General features: G+C 60.2%; 13 protein-coding genes and 1 tRNA gene. All 14 read left to right on the forward strand.

The window, feature by feature from the left end:
* On the forward strand, window positions 1–152 hold a 152-nt coding region (locus tag ACFW0H_RS29620), incomplete at its 5' end, for an EF-Tu C-terminal domain-related protein (RefSeq protein WP_459077337.1).
* Between the two features lie 53 nt (window positions 153–205).
* A tRNA-Trp gene (locus ACFW0H_RS29625) sits at window positions 206–281 on the forward strand.
* 47 nt (window positions 282–328) lie between these two features.
* Window positions 329–697, forward strand: a complete 369-nt coding sequence (gene secE, locus ACFW0H_RS29630) for a preprotein translocase subunit SecE (RefSeq protein WP_422917404.1) — start codon at window positions 329–331, stop codon at window positions 695–697.
* Window positions 698–707: 10 nt separating this feature from the next.
* The gene (gene nusG, locus ACFW0H_RS29635) at window positions 708–1,241 is read left to right on the forward strand and encodes a transcription termination/antitermination protein NusG (RefSeq protein ID WP_377694828.1); all 534 of its coding nucleotides are present in this window, start codon (window positions 708–710) and stop codon (window positions 1,239–1,241) included.
* A 116-nt stretch (window positions 1,242–1,357) separates the two neighbouring features.
* A complete protein-coding gene (rplK, locus tag ACFW0H_RS29640) occupies window positions 1,358–1,789 on the forward strand; it encodes a 50S ribosomal protein L11 (RefSeq protein ID WP_003448698.1) in 432 nt (143 codons plus the stop codon).
* Window positions 1,789–2,484 carry a 50S ribosomal protein L1 gene (gene rplA / locus ACFW0H_RS29645; RefSeq protein WP_422917405.1) on the forward strand — a complete coding sequence of 232 codons (696 nt, stop codon included), beginning with the start codon at window positions 1,789–1,791 and terminating at the stop codon, window positions 2,482–2,484. The genes rplK and rplA overlap by 1 nt, the downstream gene beginning before the upstream one ends.
* Window positions 2,485–2,697: 213 nt before the next feature.
* Window positions 2,698–3,198, forward strand: a complete 501-nt coding sequence (gene rplJ / locus ACFW0H_RS29650; RefSeq protein ID WP_422917406.1) for a 50S ribosomal protein L10 — start codon at window positions 2,698–2,700, stop codon at window positions 3,196–3,198.
* Window positions 3,199–3,279: 81 nt separating this feature from the next.
* Entirely contained in the window at window positions 3,280–3,648 is a 369-nt protein-coding gene (gene rplL / locus ACFW0H_RS29655) for a 50S ribosomal protein L7/L12 (RefSeq protein ID WP_028630534.1), read from the forward strand.
* A 221-nt stretch (window positions 3,649–3,869) separates the two neighbouring features.
* On the forward strand, window positions 3,870–7,943 hold the full coding sequence (gene rpoB, locus ACFW0H_RS29660) for a DNA-directed RNA polymerase subunit beta (protein WP_422917407.1): 4,074 nt from the start codon (window positions 3,870–3,872) through the stop codon (window positions 7,941–7,943).
* A 67-nt stretch (window positions 7,944–8,010) separates the two neighbouring features.
* On the forward strand, window positions 8,011–12,216 hold the full coding sequence (gene rpoC / locus ACFW0H_RS29665) for a DNA-directed RNA polymerase subunit beta' (RefSeq protein WP_422917408.1): 4,206 nt from the start codon (window positions 8,011–8,013) through the stop codon (window positions 12,214–12,216).
* Between the two features lie 162 nt (window positions 12,217–12,378).
* Window positions 12,379–12,750 (forward strand): 30S ribosomal protein S12, encoded by a 372-nt coding sequence (rpsL, locus tag ACFW0H_RS29670; protein WP_003448708.1) that lies wholly within the window; start codon window positions 12,379–12,381, stop codon window positions 12,748–12,750.
* A gap of 109 nt (window positions 12,751–12,859) precedes the next feature.
* Window positions 12,860–13,330, forward strand: a complete 471-nt coding sequence (gene rpsG / locus ACFW0H_RS29675) for a 30S ribosomal protein S7 (RefSeq protein ID WP_016490528.1) — start codon at window positions 12,860–12,862, stop codon at window positions 13,328–13,330.
* Window positions 13,331–13,348: 18 nt separating this feature from the next.
* Window positions 13,349–15,478 (forward strand): elongation factor G, encoded by a 2,130-nt coding sequence (fusA, locus tag ACFW0H_RS29680; protein WP_422917409.1) that lies wholly within the window; start codon window positions 13,349–13,351, stop codon window positions 15,476–15,478.
* A 30-nt stretch (window positions 15,479–15,508) separates the two neighbouring features.
* A partial coding sequence (locus ACFW0H_RS29685; protein ID WP_236212687.1) for a GTP-binding protein occupies window positions 15,509–15,653 on the forward strand: 145 nt, incomplete at its 3' end.

Genomic DNA, 15,653 nt, shown 5'->3' on the forward strand with positions numbered 1-15,653 from the left:
CGGAAGGCGTAGAGATGGTAATGCCGGGCGACAACATCAAGATGGTTGTCACCCTGATCGCCCCGATCGCCATGGAAGACGGCCTGCGCTTCGCGATCCGCGAAGGCGGCCGTACCGTTGGTGCCGGTGTTGTAGCCAAGATCATCGAATAAAGACTTGATCTTGGTGTTTCGGGCCGGCATAATGGTCGGCCTGACTTTGTTACAGGCCAGTAGCTCAATTGGCAGAGCGGCGGTCTCCAAAACCGCAGGTTGGGGGTTCGATTCCCTCCTGGCCTGCCAGATTCCAAGAAAGTGAATCTGGCATTTCTCTCACAGGATCCTAGCTGATGAATGCCAAGGCTGAAGCCAAAGAAACACGCTTCGACGTTCTGAAGTGGGTCGTCGTGGTGGTTCTTGTTGCTGTTGGTGTGGTCGGCAATCAGTATTTCTCCGCTGCGCCGATCCTGTACCGTGTCCTTGTGCTCCTCGCTCTTGCTGCTATCGCTGCTGTTGTGGCGTTGCAGACTGCCAAGGGTCAGGCTTTCTTCGTTCTCGCCAAGGAAGCTCGCGCGGAAATTCGCAAGGTTGTTTGGCCGACTCGTCAGGAAACCACCCAGACCACTCTTATTGTTGTGGCTGTTGTGCTGGTGATGGCGCTGCTGTTGTGGGGGCTCGATACCCTGCTCGGCTGGCTTGTTTCGTTGATTGTTGGTTAATAGGTGCGCCGTGGCTAAGCGTTGGTACGTTGTGCATGCCTACTCGGGTTACGAGAAGCATGTCATGCGCTCGCTGATCGAGCGCGTCAAGCTGGCCGGCATGGAAGATCAGTTCGGCGAGATTCTGGTTCCCACCGAGGAAGTGGTGGAGATGCGCAATGGCCAGAAGCGCAAGAGCGAACGCAAGTTCTTCCCTGGCTATGTGCTGGTTCAGATGGAGATGAACGAGGCGACTTGGCACTTGATCAAGGATACGCCGCGTGTCATGGGCTTTATCGGTGGTACTGCCGATAAGCCGGCGCCCATCACTGAGAAGGAAGCTGAAGCTATCCTGCGTCGCGTTGCTGACAGCGGTGATAAGCCCAAGCCGAAGACGCTGTTTGAGCCGGGTGAGACCGTTCGTGTCATCGATGGTCCGTTCGCTGATTTCAACGGTGTCGTCGAAGAGGTCAACTACGAGAAGAGCCGGATCCAAGTGGCCGTGCTCATCTTTGGCCGCTCTACCCCGGTAGAGCTGGAGTTCAGTCAGGTCGAGAAGGCTTAACTGACAATGGCATCCCAACCCCGCAGCCCTAGGTTGCGGGGTTTTGTCGTCACTGGGATAAACGCGAAAGCAATCGGGGAGCCTTCGGGCGCTAGAACCCGTAACTGGAGTTTTACATGGCTAAGAAGATTCAAGCTTATATCAAGCTGCAAGTGAAGGCCGGTCAGGCCAACCCGTCGCCGCCGGTCGGCCCTGCACTGGGTCAGCACGGCGTGAACATCATGGAATTCTGCAAGGCGTTCAACGCCAAGACCCAGGGCCTCGAGCCGGGTCTGCCGACTCCCGTGATCATCACCGTATACAGCGACCGCAGCTTCACTTTCGAGACCAAGAGCACCCCGGCTTCCGTACTGCTGAAGAAAGCAGCCGGTATCGCCAGCGGCTCCCCGCGTCCGAACACCCAGAAAGTAGGCACCGTTACCCGTGCTCAGCTGGAAGAGATCGCAAAAGCCAAGAAGGCTGATCTGACTGCAGCTGACCTGGATGCGGCCGTGCGTAGCATCGCCGGCTCCGCTCGTAGCATGGGCCTGAACGTGGAGGGTGTGTAATGGCTAAGCTGACCAAGCGCCAAAAGGCAATCGCCGAGAAAGTAGAAGCTGGCAAGCAATACGGCTTCGAAGATGCCGCCAAGCTGCTGGCTGAACTGGCTACCTCCAAGTTCAAGGAATCCGTAGACGTCGCCATCAACCTGGGCGTCGATCCGCGTAAATCCGACCAGGTCGTTCGTGGTGCCACCGTTCTGCCGAACGGCACCGGCAAGAGCGTCCGCGTTGCCGTTTTCACCCAGGGTCCCGCTGCTGAAGCCGCTCTGGCTGCCGGCGCCGAGAAAGTGGGTATGGACGAGCTGGCTGCCGAAATGAAAGCCGGCGACCTGAACTACGACGTGGTTATCGCCTCCCCGGACGCGATGCGCGTTGTTGGCCAGCTGGGCCAGATCCTCGGTCCGCGCGGCCTGATGCCGAACCCGAAAGTCGGCACCGTGACCCCTGACGTGGCCACTGCCGTGAAGAACGCCAAGGCTGGTCAGGTGCGTTTCCGTACCGACAAGAACGGCATCATCCACGCTTCCGTGGGCAAGGTCGACTTCGAGCCGATCAAGCTGAAGCAGAACGTTGAAGCTCTGCTGGCTGACCTGAAGCGCCTGAAGCCGTCCACCTCCAAGGGTGTGTACCTGAAGCGCGTGACCCTGAGCACCACCATGGGCCCGGGTCTGCAGATCGATCAGGCTTCCCTCGAAGGCTAAGTAATAAAAGGCGCGATGGATTCATCCATTGCGCCAGGTATTGGGGTCCCTGCCTGGCGGGGGCTATCCAAGACCGTAGGCGGCGCAAGCCTCAAACTGGGAAGCGATTTCCGAGCCTACGCAGATGGTGCTCCCGATTCGTTTACCGAATCAGACACCAAAACGCCGTCCGGCTCCGGCTGGGCGAAACGGTAACATCCAGGAGTTAGACCCGTGGCAATTAAACTCGAAGACAAGAAGGCCATCGTCGCTGAAGTCAACGAGGCTGCCAAAGCTGGCCTGTCCGCTGTCGTGGCTGATGCCCGTGGCGTGACCGTAGCCGCTATGACCGGACTCCGTAAAGAGGCCCGCGAAGCAGGCGTTTACGTACGTGTCGTACGTAATACCCTGGCTCGCCGCGCCGTTGCCGGCACTCAGTTCGAAGTGCTGAACGACGCGTTCAAAGGCCCGACCCTTATTGCGTTCTCCAACGAGCATCCGGGCGCTGCTGCCCGTATCTTCAAGGAGTTCGCCAAGGGTCAGGACAAGTTCGAGATCAAGGCCGCTGCATTCGAGGGCCAGTTCCTCGCAGCCAATCAGATCGACGTACTGGCGACCCTGCCGACCTACAACGAAGCCGTTGCACAGCTGATGAGCGTGATCCAAGGCGCTACCAGCAAGCTGGCTCGTACTCTGGCGGCCATTCGCGACCAGAAAGAAGGCGCTGCTGCCTGATCCAGGCCGCATAGTCCCTTTCACGAAATCTTAAAATTTTGATGGCCGCGAAGGCTGTCCACCAATACAGGAATTAGAGTCATGGCTCTGACCAACGAAGACATCATCAACGCCGTATCCGAAATGTCCGTCATGCAGATCGTTGAACTGATCAAGGCGATGGAAGAGAAGTTCGGTGTTACCGCTGCTGCCGCCGTTGCCGCTGGCCCGGCTGCTGCCGCTGCTGTCGTTGAAGAACAAACCGAGTTCAACATCATCCTGACCGAAGCCGGCGAGAAGAAAGTGAACGTGATCAAGGTCGTTCGCGAGCTGACCGGTCTGGGTCTGAAAGAAGCCAAGGCAGTTGTTGACGGCGCCCCGGGCGTGGTCAAGGAAGGCGCTTCCAAGGAAGAAGCCGAAGCTGCCAAGAAGGCCCTGGAAGAAGCTGGCGCCAAAGTCGAGCTCAAGTAAGCGACGACCTTGCGTCTACAGCCTCCGCGCTTCGCGCAAGGCTGACGGCTGGTGGCTTATGCCACCGGCCTTTTTCCGTTCTAGGTGGTTGTCTCCGGATGCCACCTGGGACGTGACCCGACCTCCACTGGGAGGCGGAGCAAACCAAGGGGTTTGCACGATTTTCTGGCTACTCCCGTCGGAGGGGCCAAACAAGCAGGTGACCAAGCTGGGGAACGCTGATGGCTTACTCATACACTGAGAAAAAACGTATCCGCAAAGACTTTAGCAAGTTGCCGGACGTCATGGATGTACCCTACCTCCTGGCCATCCAGCTGGATTCGTATCGCGAATTCCTGCAGGCGGGAGTCAGTAAGGAACATTTCCGTGACATCGGCCTGCACGCGGCCTTCAAGTCTGTTTTCCCGATCATCAGCTATTCCGGTAACGCCGCCCTGGAATACGTTGGCTATCGCCTGGGCGAGCCGGCGTTCGATGTCAAGGAATGCGTGCTGCGCGGCGTGACCTTCGCCGTGCCGCTGCGGGTGAAAGTCCGTCTGATCATCTTCGACAAAGAATCGTCGAACAAAGCGATCAAGGACATCAAGGAACAGGAAGTCTACATGGGGGAAATCCCCCTGATGACCGAGAACGGTACCTTCATCATCAACGGTACCGAGCGTGTCATCGTGTCCCAGCTGCACCGTTCGCCGGGCGTGTTCTTCGACCACGACCGCGGCAAGACCCACAGCTCGGGCAAGCTGCTGTACTCCGCTCGTATCATCCCCTACCGTGGCTCCTGGCTGGACTTCGAGTTCGATCCGAAGGACTGCGTATTCGTCCGTATCGACCGTCGCCGCAAGCTGCCGGCCACCGTCCTGCTGCGCGCGCTGAACTACACCACTGAAGAAGTGCTGGACGCCTTCTACGCCACCAACGTCTTCCACGTGAAGGGCGAAGGTCTGCACCTGGAACTGGTTCCGCAGCGCCTGCGCGGTGAAATCGCCGTGTTCGACATCAAGGATCAGGCCGGCAAGGTGATCGTGGAGCAGGGCCGTCGTATCACTGCCCGCCACATCAACCAGCTGGAAAAAGCCGGTATCAAGGAGCTGGAAGTCCCGCTGGACTACGTCCTTGGCCGCACCTCGGCCAAGGCCATCGTGCATCCGGCCACTGGCGAGATCATCGCCGAGTGCAACACCGAGCTGACCACCGACCTGCTGGTGAAGATCGCCAAGGCCCAGGTCGTACGCATCGAGACCCTGTACACCAACGACATCGATTGCGGTCCGTTCATCTCCGACACCCTGAAGATCGACTCCACCGGCAACCAGTTGGAAGCCCTGGTCGAGATCTACCGCATGATGCGTCCGGGCGAGCCGCCGACCAAGGAAGCCGCCGAGACCCTGTTCAACAACCTGTTCTTCAGCGCCGAGCGTTACGACCTGTCCGCGGTCGGCCGCATGAAGTTCAACCGCCGCATCGGTCGTACCGAGATCGAAGGCTCCGGCGTGCTGAGCAAGGAAGACATCGTCGATGTGCTGAAGACCCTGGTCGACATCCGTAACGGCAAGGGCATCGTCGACGACATCGACCACCTGGGTAACCGTCGCGTGCGTTGCGTCGGCGAGATGGCCGAGAACCAGTTCCGCGTTGGCCTGGTGCGCGTCGAGCGCGCGGTCAAGGAACGCCTGTCCATGGCCGAAAGCGAAGGCCTGATGCCGCAGGACCTGATCAACGCCAAGCCGGTGGCTGCCGCGATCAAGGAATTCTTCGGTTCCAGCCAGCTGTCCCAGTTCATGGACCAGAACAACCCGCTCTCCGAGATCACCCACAAGCGCCGTGTTTCCGCACTCGGCCCGGGCGGTCTGACCCGTGAGCGCGCGGGCTTCGAGGTTCGTGACGTACACCCGACCCATTACGGCCGCGTGTGCCCGATCGAAACCCCTGAAGGTCCGAACATCGGTCTGATCAACTCCCTGGCGACCTACGCCCGCACCAACCAGTACGGTTTCCTGGAAAGCCCGTACCGCGTTGTGAAGGGCACCCAGGTGACCGACGAGATCGTCTTCCTTTCCGCGATCGAAGAGGCCGACCACGTCATCGCCCAGGCATCGGCAACGATGAACGAGCAGGGTCAACTGGTCGACGAACTGGTAGCCGTACGTCACCTGAACGAGTTCACCGTGAAGGCGCCGGAAGACGTGACCCTGATGGACGTCTCGCCGAAGCAGGTCGTTTCCGTCGCTGCCTCGCTGATTCCGTTCCTCGAGCACGACGACGCCAACCGTGCACTCATGGGCTCGAACATGCAGCGTCAGGCCGTCCCGACCCTGCGTGCCGACAAGCCGCTGGTGGGTACCGGCATGGAGCGCAACGTTGCGCGCGACTCCGGTGTTTGCGTCGTGGCCCGTCGTGGCGGCGTGATCGACTCGGTCGACGCCAGCCGTATCGTGGTCCGTGTCAACGACGACGAAGTCGAGACCGGCGAAGCAGGTGTGGATATCTACAACCTGACCAAGTACACCCGTTCCAACCAGAACACCTGCATCAACCAGCGTCCGCTGGTGCAGAAGGGTGACGTGGTCGCTCGCGCCGACATCCTCGCCGATGGTCCGTCCACCGACATGGGTGAACTCGCTCTGGGTCAGAACATGCGCGTTGCGTTCATGCCCTGGAACGGCTTCAACTTCGAGGACTCCATCTGCCTGTCCGAGCGCGTGGTCCAGGAAGATCGCTTCACCACCATCCACATCCAGGAACTCACCTGTGTGGCGCGTGACACCAAGCTCGGCCCAGAAGAAATCACCGCGGACATCCCGAACGTGGGTGAGGCCGCGCTGAACAAGCTGGACGAGGCCGGTATCGTCTATGTCGGTGCCGAAGTGCAGGCTGGCGACATCCTGGTTGGCAAGGTCACTCCGAAAGGCGAGACCCAGCTGACTCCGGAAGAGAAGCTGCTGCGCGCGATCTTCGGTGAGAAGGCGTCCGACGTTAAGGACACCTCCCTGCGCGTGCCGACCGGCACCAAGGGCACCGTGATCGACGTCCAGGTCTTCACTCGCGACGGCGTGGAGCGCGATAGCCGCGCCCTGTCCATCGAGAAGATGCAGCTGGACGAGATCCGCAAGGACCTGAACGAAGAGTTCCGCATCGTCGAAGGCGCCACCTTCGAGCGTCTGCGCTCCGCCCTGGTCGGCCAGATCGCCGAAGGCGGCGCTGGCCTGAAGAAAGGCACCGAGATCACCGACGAGTACCTCGACGGCCTCGAGCGCGGCCAGTGGTTCAAGCTGCGCATGTCTGAAGACGCGCTGAACGAGCAGCTGGAGAAGGCCCAGGCGTACCTGTCCGACCGTCGCCAGATGCTGGACGACAAGTTCGAAGACAAGAAGCGCAAGCTGCAGCAGGGCGACGACCTGGCTCCGGGCGTGCTGAAGATCGTCAAGGTCTACCTCGCTATCAAGCGCCGCATCCAGCCGGGCGACAAGATGGCCGGCCGTCACGGTAACAAGGGTGTGGTCTCGGTGATCATGCCGGTTGAAGACATGCCGCACGACGCCAACGGCACTCCGGTGGACATCGTTCTGAACCCGCTGGGCGTACCGTCTCGTATGAACGTCGGCCAGATCCTCGAAACCCACCTGGGCCTCGCGGCCAAGGGGCTGGGCGAGAAGATCAACCGCATGATGGAAGAGCAGCGCAAGATCGCTGAACTGCGCGAGTTCCTCCACGAGATCTACAACGAGATCGGTGGCCGTCAGGAGAGCCTGAACGAGCTGAGCGACCAGGAAATCCTGGACCTGGCGAAGAACCTGAAGGGCGGCGTACCCATGGCCACCCCGGTGTTCGACGGTGCCAAGGAAAGCGAGATCAAGGCCATGCTGAAGCTTGCCGACCTGCCGGAAAGCGGTCAGATGCGCCTGTTCGACGGTCGTACCGGCAACCAGTTCGAGCGTCCGACCACCGTCGGCTACATGTACATGCTCAAGCTGAACCACCTGGTCGACGACAAGATGCACGCACGTTCCACCGGTTCCTACAGCCTGGTTACCCAGCAGCCGCTGGGTGGTAAGGCGCAGTTCGGTGGCCAGCGTTTCGGGGAGATGGAGGTCTGGGCACTGGAAGCCTACGGCGCCGCCTACACCCTGCAGGAAATGCTGACCGTGAAGTCGGACGACGTGAACGGCCGGACCAAGATGTACAAGAACATCGTGGACGGCGATCACCGCATGGAGGCCGGCATGCCCGAGTCCTTCAACGTGCTGATCAAAGAGATCCGCTCGCTCGGCATCGACATCGAACTGGAAACCGAATAACACGCGACGCCCAAAACGCTACGGCTGGTCAAGGCCGGTCGTAGCGGGTCCGTGAGGAGGAAAGGCCTTGAAAGACTTGCTGAATCTGTTGAAAAACCAGGGTCAAATCGAAGAGTTCGATGCCATCCGTATTGGTCTGGCCTCGCCCGAGATGATCCGTTCCTGGTCCTTCGGTGAAGTGAAGAAGCCGGAGACCATCAACTACCGTACCTTCAAGCCCGAGCGTGATGGCCTGTTCTGCGCCAAGATCTTCGGCCCGGTGAAGGACTACGAGTGCCTGTGCGGTAAGTACAAGCGCCTCAAGCACCGCGGCGTGATCTGCGAGAAGTGCGGCGTGGAAGTCGCCCTGGCCAAGGTGCGCCGTGAGCGCATGGGCCACATCGAACTGGCGTCCCCGGTTGCCCACATCTGGTTCCTGAAGTCCCTGCCGTCCCGTATCGGCCTGCTGCTGGACATGACCCTGCGTGATATCGAGCGCGTGCTCTATTTCGAGAGCTACGTGGTGATCGATCCGGGCATGACCACCCTGGAGAAGGGCCAGCTGCTGAACGACGAGCAGTACTTCGAAGCCCTCGAAGAGTTCGGTGACGACTTCGACGCGCGCATGGGCGCCGAGGCCGTTCGCGAGCTGCTGAACGCCATCGATCTGGAGCACGAGATCGGCCGCCTGCGTGAAGAGATTCCGCAGACCAACTCGGAAACCAAGATCAAGAAGCTGTCCAAGCGTCTGAAGCTGATGGAAGCCTTCAAGGACTCCGGCAACCACCCCGAGTGGATGGTGCTGACCGTCCTGCCGGTGCTGCCGCCGGACCTGCGTCCGCTGGTTCCGTTGGATGGCGGCCGCTTCGCGACTTCCGACCTGAACGATCTGTATCGTCGCGTCATCAACCGTAACAACCGCCTGAAGCGCCTGCTCGACCTGGCTGCTCCGGACATCATCGTGCGCAACGAAAAGCGCATGCTGCAGGAAGCTGTGGACGCCCTGCTGGATAACGGCCGTCGTGGTCGTGCCATCACTGGCTCCAACAAGCGCCCGCTGAAGTCCCTGGCTGACATGATCAAGGGTAAGCAAGGTCGCTTCCGTCAGAACCTGCTCGGCAAGCGCGTGGACTACTCCGGTCGTTCCGTGATCACCGTGGGTCCGACCCTGCGCCTGCACCAGTGCGGTCTGCCGAAGAAGATGGCCCTCGAGCTGTTCAAACCGTTCATTTTCGGCAAGCTCGAAGCCCGCGGCATGGCTACCACCATCAAGGCGGCCAAGAAGATGGTCGAGCGCGAACTGCCCGAGGTCTGGGACGTTCTCGCCGAAGTCATCCGTGAACATCCGGTCCTGCTGAACCGTGCGCCGACCCTGCACCGTCTGGGTATCCAGGCGTTCGAGCCGGTGCTGATCGAAGGCAAGGCGATCCAGTTGCACCCGCTGGTCTGCGCCGCGTACAACGCCGACTTCGACGGTGACCAGATGGCCGTCCACGTTCCGCTGACCCTTGAGGCCCAGCTGGAAGCGCGCGCCCTGATGATGTCCACCAACAACATCCTGTCGCCCGCCAACGGTGAACCGATCATCGTGCCGTCCCAGGACGTGGTTCTGGGTCTGTACTACATGACCCGCGAGGCCGTTAACGCCAAGGGCGAAGGCCGCGTGTTCGCCGACCTCCAGGAAGTCGACCGCGTATTCCGCGCCGGCGAAGCGTCTCTGCACGCCCGTGTGAAAGTGCGGATCAACGAAACCGTCAAGGACAAGGAAGGCGGCATCACCAAGAACACCCGCATCGTCGACACCACTGTCGGTCGTGCGCTGCTGTTCCAGGTAGTACCGGCCGGCCTTTCCTTCGACGTCGTCAACCAGCCGATGAAGAAGAAGGCTATCTCCAAACTGATCAACCAGTGCTACCGCGTGGTGGGTCTGAAGGATACCGTCATCTTCGCTGACCAGCTGATGTACACCGGTTTCGCGTACTCGACCATTTCCGGTGTCTCCATCGGTGTGAACGACTTCGTCATCCCGGATGAGAAGGCTCGCATCATCGATGCCGCCACCGAGGAAGTGAAGGAGATCGAATCCCAGTACGCCTCCGGCCTGGTAACCCAGGGCGAGAAGTACAACAAGGTGATCGACCTTTGGTCCAAGGCCAACGACGAAGTGTCCAAGGCGATGATGTCCAACCTCTCGAAAGAGAAGGTCATCGACCGCGAGGGCAAGGAAGTCGACCAGGAGTCCTTCAACTCCATGTACATGATGGCGGACTCCGGTGCGCGGGGTTCCGCGGCCCAGATCCGTCAGCTGGCCGGTATGCGTGGCCTGATGGCCAAGCCGGACGGCTCCATCATCGAGACCCCCATCACCGCGAACTTCCGTGAAGGCCTGAACGTACTCCAGTACTTCATCTCCACTCACGGTGCTCGTAAGGGTCTGGCGGATACCGCACTGAAGACCGCGAACTCCGGTTACCTGACCCGTCGTCTCGTAGACGTCGCCCAGGACCTGGTAGTGACCGAGGTCGATTGCGGCACCGAGCACGGCCTGCTGATGACCCCGCACATCGAAGGTGGCGACGTGGTCGAGCCTCTGGGTGAGCGCGTACTGGGCCGTGTCATCGCCCGTGACGTGTTCAAGCCGGGCAGCGACGACGGCGAAGTCATCGTTCCCGCCGGCAGCCTGATCGACGAGAAATGGGTCGAGTTCATCGAGCGCATGAGCGTCGACGAAGTGGTGGTGCGTTCGCCGATCACCTGCGAAACCCGCTACGGCATCTGCGCCAAGTGCTACGGTCGCGACCTGGCCCGTGGTCACCAGGTGAACATCGGTGAAGCGGTCGGTGTAATCGCCGCCCAGTCCATCGGTGAGCCGGGTACCCAGCTGACCATGCGTACCTTCCACATCGGTGGTGCGGCCAGCCGGACCTCGGCTGCCGACAACGTCCAGGTGAAGAACGGCGGCACCATCCGTCTGCACAACCTGAAGCACGTGGAACGTGTCGACGGCAACCTGGTAGCGGTATCCCGTTCCGGCGAACTGGCCGTTGCCGACGACTTCGGTCGTGAGCGCGAGCGCTACAAGCTGCCGTACGGTGCCGTGATTTCGGTGAAGGAAGGCGACAAGGTCGACCCGGGCGCAATCGTCGCCAAGTGGGACCCGCACACCCACCCGATCGTGACCGAAATGAAGGGTACCGTGACCTTCGTCGGCATGGAGGAGGGCATCACCATCAAGCGTCAGACCGACGAACTGACCGGCCTGACCAACATCGAGGTGCTGGATCCGAAGGATCGTCCGGCAGCCGGCAAGGACATCCGTCCGGCCGTGAAGCTGGTCGACGCCAACGGCAAGGAGCTGCTGCTGCCGGGTACCGACGTGCCCGCCCAGTACTTCCTGCCGGCGAACGCCCTGGTTGGCGTGGCCGACGGTGCCCAGGTGGGTGTGGGTGATGTTATCGCCCGTATCCCGCAGGAAACCTCGAAGACCCGCGACATCACCGGTGGTCTGCCGCGCGTGGCCGACCTCTTCGAAGCGCGTCGTCCGAAAGAGCCGTCCATCCTGGCGGAAATCAGCGGCACCATCTCCTTCGGCAAGGAGACCAAGGGCAAGCGCCGTCTGGTCATCACGCCGAACGACGGTACCGATCCTTACGAGGAGCTGATTCCGAAGTGGCGTCACCTGAACGTGTTCGAAGGCGAACAGGTGAACCGCGGCGAGGTTATCTCCGACGGTCCGAGCAATCCGCACGACATCCTGCGCCTGCTGGGTGTCAGCGCACTGGCCAAGTACATCGTCAACGAGATCCAGGACGTGTACCGCCTGCAGGGCGTGAAGATCAACGACAAGCACATCGAGACCATCCTGCGCCAGATGCTGCGCAAGGTCGAGATTGCCGAGTCCGGCGACTCCAGCTTCATCAAGGGCGACCAGATGGAACTGACCCAGGTGCTGGAAGAGAACGAGCGTCTGGCGACCGAAGACCGCTTCATCGCCAAGTTCGAGCGCGTCCTGCTGGGTATCACCAAGGCCTCGCTGTCCACCGAGTCGTTTATCTCCGCGGCGTCCTTCCAGGAAACCACCCGCGTCCTCACCGAGGCGGCGGTTACCGGCAAGCGCGACTACCTGCGCGGCCTGAAGGAAAACGTCGTGGTGGGCCGTCTGATCCCGGCCGGTACCGGCCTGGCCTACCACAGCGAGCGCAAGCGTCAGCGCGAAGCCGGCAAGCCGGTCCGCGTCAGCGCCAGCGAAGTGGAAGCAGCGCTGACCGAAGCGCTGAATCTCAGCGGCAATTAAGTGCGATGCCCCCGAAGGCCTAGGCCTCCGGGGGCTTTGCCTTGACGGGGGCATTGAGTCTCTTTAGACTCATGCACCCCTAAATTTGACAGGGCGTTTTGCCCTGTCATTTTGCTTTCTTTGTAAGGCAATAGCGTCGAAAGACAACAGTGGAGCAATTAGATGGCAACTATTAACCAGCTGGTGCGTAAGCCGCGCAGCCGTATCGTCGAGAAATCCGACGTACCTGCGCTGCAGAACTGCCCGCAGCGTCGTGGCGTTTGCACCCGCGTCTACACCACCACGCCGAAGAAACCGAACTCCGCACTCCGTAAGGTTTGCCGTGTTCGCCTGACCAACGGCTACGAAGTGACTTCGTACATCGGTGGTGAAGGTCACAACCTGCAAGAGCACAGCGTAGTGCTGATCCGTGGCGGTCGTGTAAAGGACCTTCCGGGTGTGCGTTACCACACCGTTCGCGGTTCGCTGGATACCACCGGCGTCAAAGACCGTAAGCAGGGTCGTTCCAAGTACGGTACCAAGCGTCCGAAGTAATTCGGTGCTTGACCAATTTTCATATTCATTGAGTCGATAAGAGTAAGGTCGGGCGTAACCGAATGGTTATGGTCCCGGGCTAACCTGAAGACCGTTTGAGGGCTTATCAATGCCAAGACGTCGTGTAGCAGCCAAGCGTGAGATCCTGGACGATCCGAAATACGGAAGCCTGATTCTCGCCAAGTTCATGAACCACGTGATGGAAAGCGGCAAGAAGGCCGTAGCCGAGCGCATCGTTTACGGTGCCCTGGATACTGTCAAAGCACGCAAGAACAGCGATCCCCTGGAAATCTTCGAGAAAGCTCTCGACGCCATCGCTCCGCTGGTCGAAGTCAAGTCCCGCCGTGTAGGCGGTGCCACTTACCAGGTTCCGGTCGAAGTTCGTCCGTCCCGTCGTAATGCGCTGGCCATGCGCTGGCTGGTTGAGTCCGCGCGCAAGCGTGGCGAAAAATCCATGGCCCTGCGTCTCGCAGGCGAGCTGCTGGATGCCTTCGATGGCAAAGGCGCTGCTGTGAAGAAGCGTGAAGACGTGCACCGCATGGCAGAGGCCAACAAGGCCTTCTCGCATTATCGCTTCTAATCTCGCGAGGATTATTTCGTGGCTCGTACAACCCCTATCAACCGCTACCGTAACATCGGTATCTGCGCCCACGTAGACGCCGGTAAGACCACCACGACGGAGCGGATCCTGTTCTACACAGGTCTCAGCCACAAAATGGGTGAGGTGCACGACGGCGCCGCCACCACCGACTGGATGGTGCAGGAGCAGGAGCGTGGTATCACCATTACCTCCGCTGCCGTGACCACTTTCTGGAAAGGTTCCCGTGGCCAGTACGACAACTACCGCGTCAACGTGATCGACACCCCCGGTCACGTTGACTTCACCATCGAAGTAGAGCGCTCCCTGCGCGTTCTCGACGGTGCGGTCGTCGTGTTCTGCGGTACTTCCGGCGTTGAGCCTCAGTCCGAAACCGTATGGCGTCAAGCCAACAAGTACGGCGTTCCGCGCGTCGTCTACGTGAATAAGATGGACCGTGCCGGTGCCAACTTCCTGCGCGTAGTCGGCCAGATCAAGAACCGCCTGGGTCACACCCCGGTCCCGGTTCAGCTGGCTATCGGTGCCGAGGACGACTTCCAGGGCCAGATCGACCTGATCAAGATGAAGGCGATCTACTGGAACGAAGACGACAAGGGTACTACCTACCGCGAGGAGGAGATCCCTGCCGAGCTTCAGGCGCTGGCCGAAGAGTGGCGCAGCAACATGGTTGAAGCTGCCGCCGAAGCCAACGAAGAGCTGATGAACAAGTACCTGGAAGAGGGTGAGCTGACCGTCGAGGAAATCAAGGCAGGTCTGCGCGCTCGTACTCTCGCCAGCGAAATCGTTCCGGCCGTTTGCGGTTCGTCCTTCAAGAACAAGGGCGTGCCCCTGGTTCTGGATGCCGTGATCGACTTCCTGCCGGCTCCGACCGAGATCCCGCCGATTCAGGGCGTCCATCCGGACAGCACTGACGACAACGAGATCCAGGACGAGCGTCGTGCCGACGATGCCGAGCCGTTCTCGGCTCTGGCGTTCAAGATCGCGACCGACCCCTTCGTCGGCACCCTGACCTTCGCTCGCGTTTACTCCGGCGTCCTGGCTTCCGGCGACTCCGTACTGAACTCGGTAAAAGGCAAGAAAGAGCGCGTAGGTCGGATGGTGCAGATGCACGCCAACCAGCGTGAAGAGATCAAGGAATGCCGCGCTGGTGACATCGCTGCCCTGATCGGCATGAAGGACGTCACCACCGGTGACACCCTGTGCGATCTGGAGAAGCCGATCGTCCTCGAGCGCATGGACTTCCCGGAGCCGGTAATCTCGGTTGCCGTTGAGCCGAAGACCAAGGCTGACCAGGAGAAGATGGGCATCGCCCTCGGCAAGCTGGCCCAGGAAGACCCGTCCTTCCGCGTGAAGACCGACGAAGAGACTGGCCAGACCATCATCTCCGGCATGGGTGAGCTGCACCTGGACATCATCGTCGACCGCATGAAGCGCGAGTTCGGCGTTGAGGCCAACATCGGCAAGCCGCAGGTTTCCTACCGCGAAACCATCTCCAAGGACAATGTCGAGATCGAAGGCAAGTTCGTTCGTCAGTCCGGTGGTCGTGGTCAGTTCGGTCACTGCTGGATCCGCTTCTCTTCCGCCGACGTGGACGAGAAAGGCAACATCGCCGAAGGTCTGGTATTCACCAACGAAGTCGTGGGTGGTGTGGTTCCGAAGGAATACATCCCGGCGATCCAGAAGGGTATCGAAGAGCAGATGAAGAACGGCGTCGTTGCCGGCTATCCGCTCATCGGCCTGAAGGCTACCGTGTTCGATGGTTCCTACCACGACGTCGACTCCAACGAGATGGCGTTCAAGATCGCTGCCTCCATGGCGACCAAGCAGCTGGCCCAGAAGGGCGGCGGTAAGGTGCTTGAGCCGATCATGAAGGTAGAGGTGGTGACCCCCGAGGACTACATGGGTGACGTGATGGGTGACCTGAACCGTCGTCGTGGTCTGATTCAGGGGATGGAGGACTCGGTTTCCGGTAAGGTTATCCGTGCCGAGGTTCCGCTGGGCGAGATGTTCGGTTACGCAACCGACGTACGTTCCATGTCCCAGGGTCGCGCGAGCTACTCCATGGAATTCTCCAAATACGCCGAAGCTCCGTCGAACATCGTCGAAGCACTGGTTAAAAAACAAGGTTGATTCAGCCCTTTAAGTAAGAGGTTTACTGTCGTGGCTAAGGAAAAATTTGAACGTAACAAACCGCACGTCAACGTTGGCACCATTGGTCACGTTGACCATGGCAAGACCACTCTGACTGCTGCTCTGACCAAGGTCTGCTCCGAGACCTGGGGCGGTTCCGCTCGTGCGTTCGACC

The organism is Metapseudomonas cellulosilytica (assembly GCF_049334135.1).
Lineage (GTDB): Bacteria > Pseudomonadota > Gammaproteobacteria > Pseudomonadales > Pseudomonadaceae > Metapseudomonas.

What these genes read in the sequence shown, in the direction of transcription:
- secE (WP_422917404.1), top strand. Translation starts at nt 329, where the DNA reads ATGAATGCCAAGGCTGAAGCCAAAGAAACACGCTTCGACGTTCTGAAG.
- rplK (WP_003448698.1), top strand. Translation starts at nt 1,358, where the DNA reads ATGGCTAAGAAGATTCAAGCTTATATCAAGCTGCAAGTGAAGGCCGGT.
- rplA (WP_422917405.1), top strand. Translation starts at nt 1,789, where the DNA reads ATGGCTAAGCTGACCAAGCGCCAAAAGGCAATCGCCGAGAAAGTAGAA.
- rplL (WP_028630534.1), top strand. Translation starts at nt 3,280, where the DNA reads ATGGCTCTGACCAACGAAGACATCATCAACGCCGTATCCGAAATGTCC.
- rpoB (WP_422917407.1), top strand. Translation starts at nt 3,870, where the DNA reads ATGGCTTACTCATACACTGAGAAAAAACGTATCCGCAAAGACTTTAGC.
- rpsL (WP_003448708.1), top strand. Translation starts at nt 12,379, where the DNA reads ATGGCAACTATTAACCAGCTGGTGCGTAAGCCGCGCAGCCGTATCGTC.
- rpsG (WP_016490528.1), top strand. Translation starts at nt 12,860, where the DNA reads ATGCCAAGACGTCGTGTAGCAGCCAAGCGTGAGATCCTGGACGATCCG.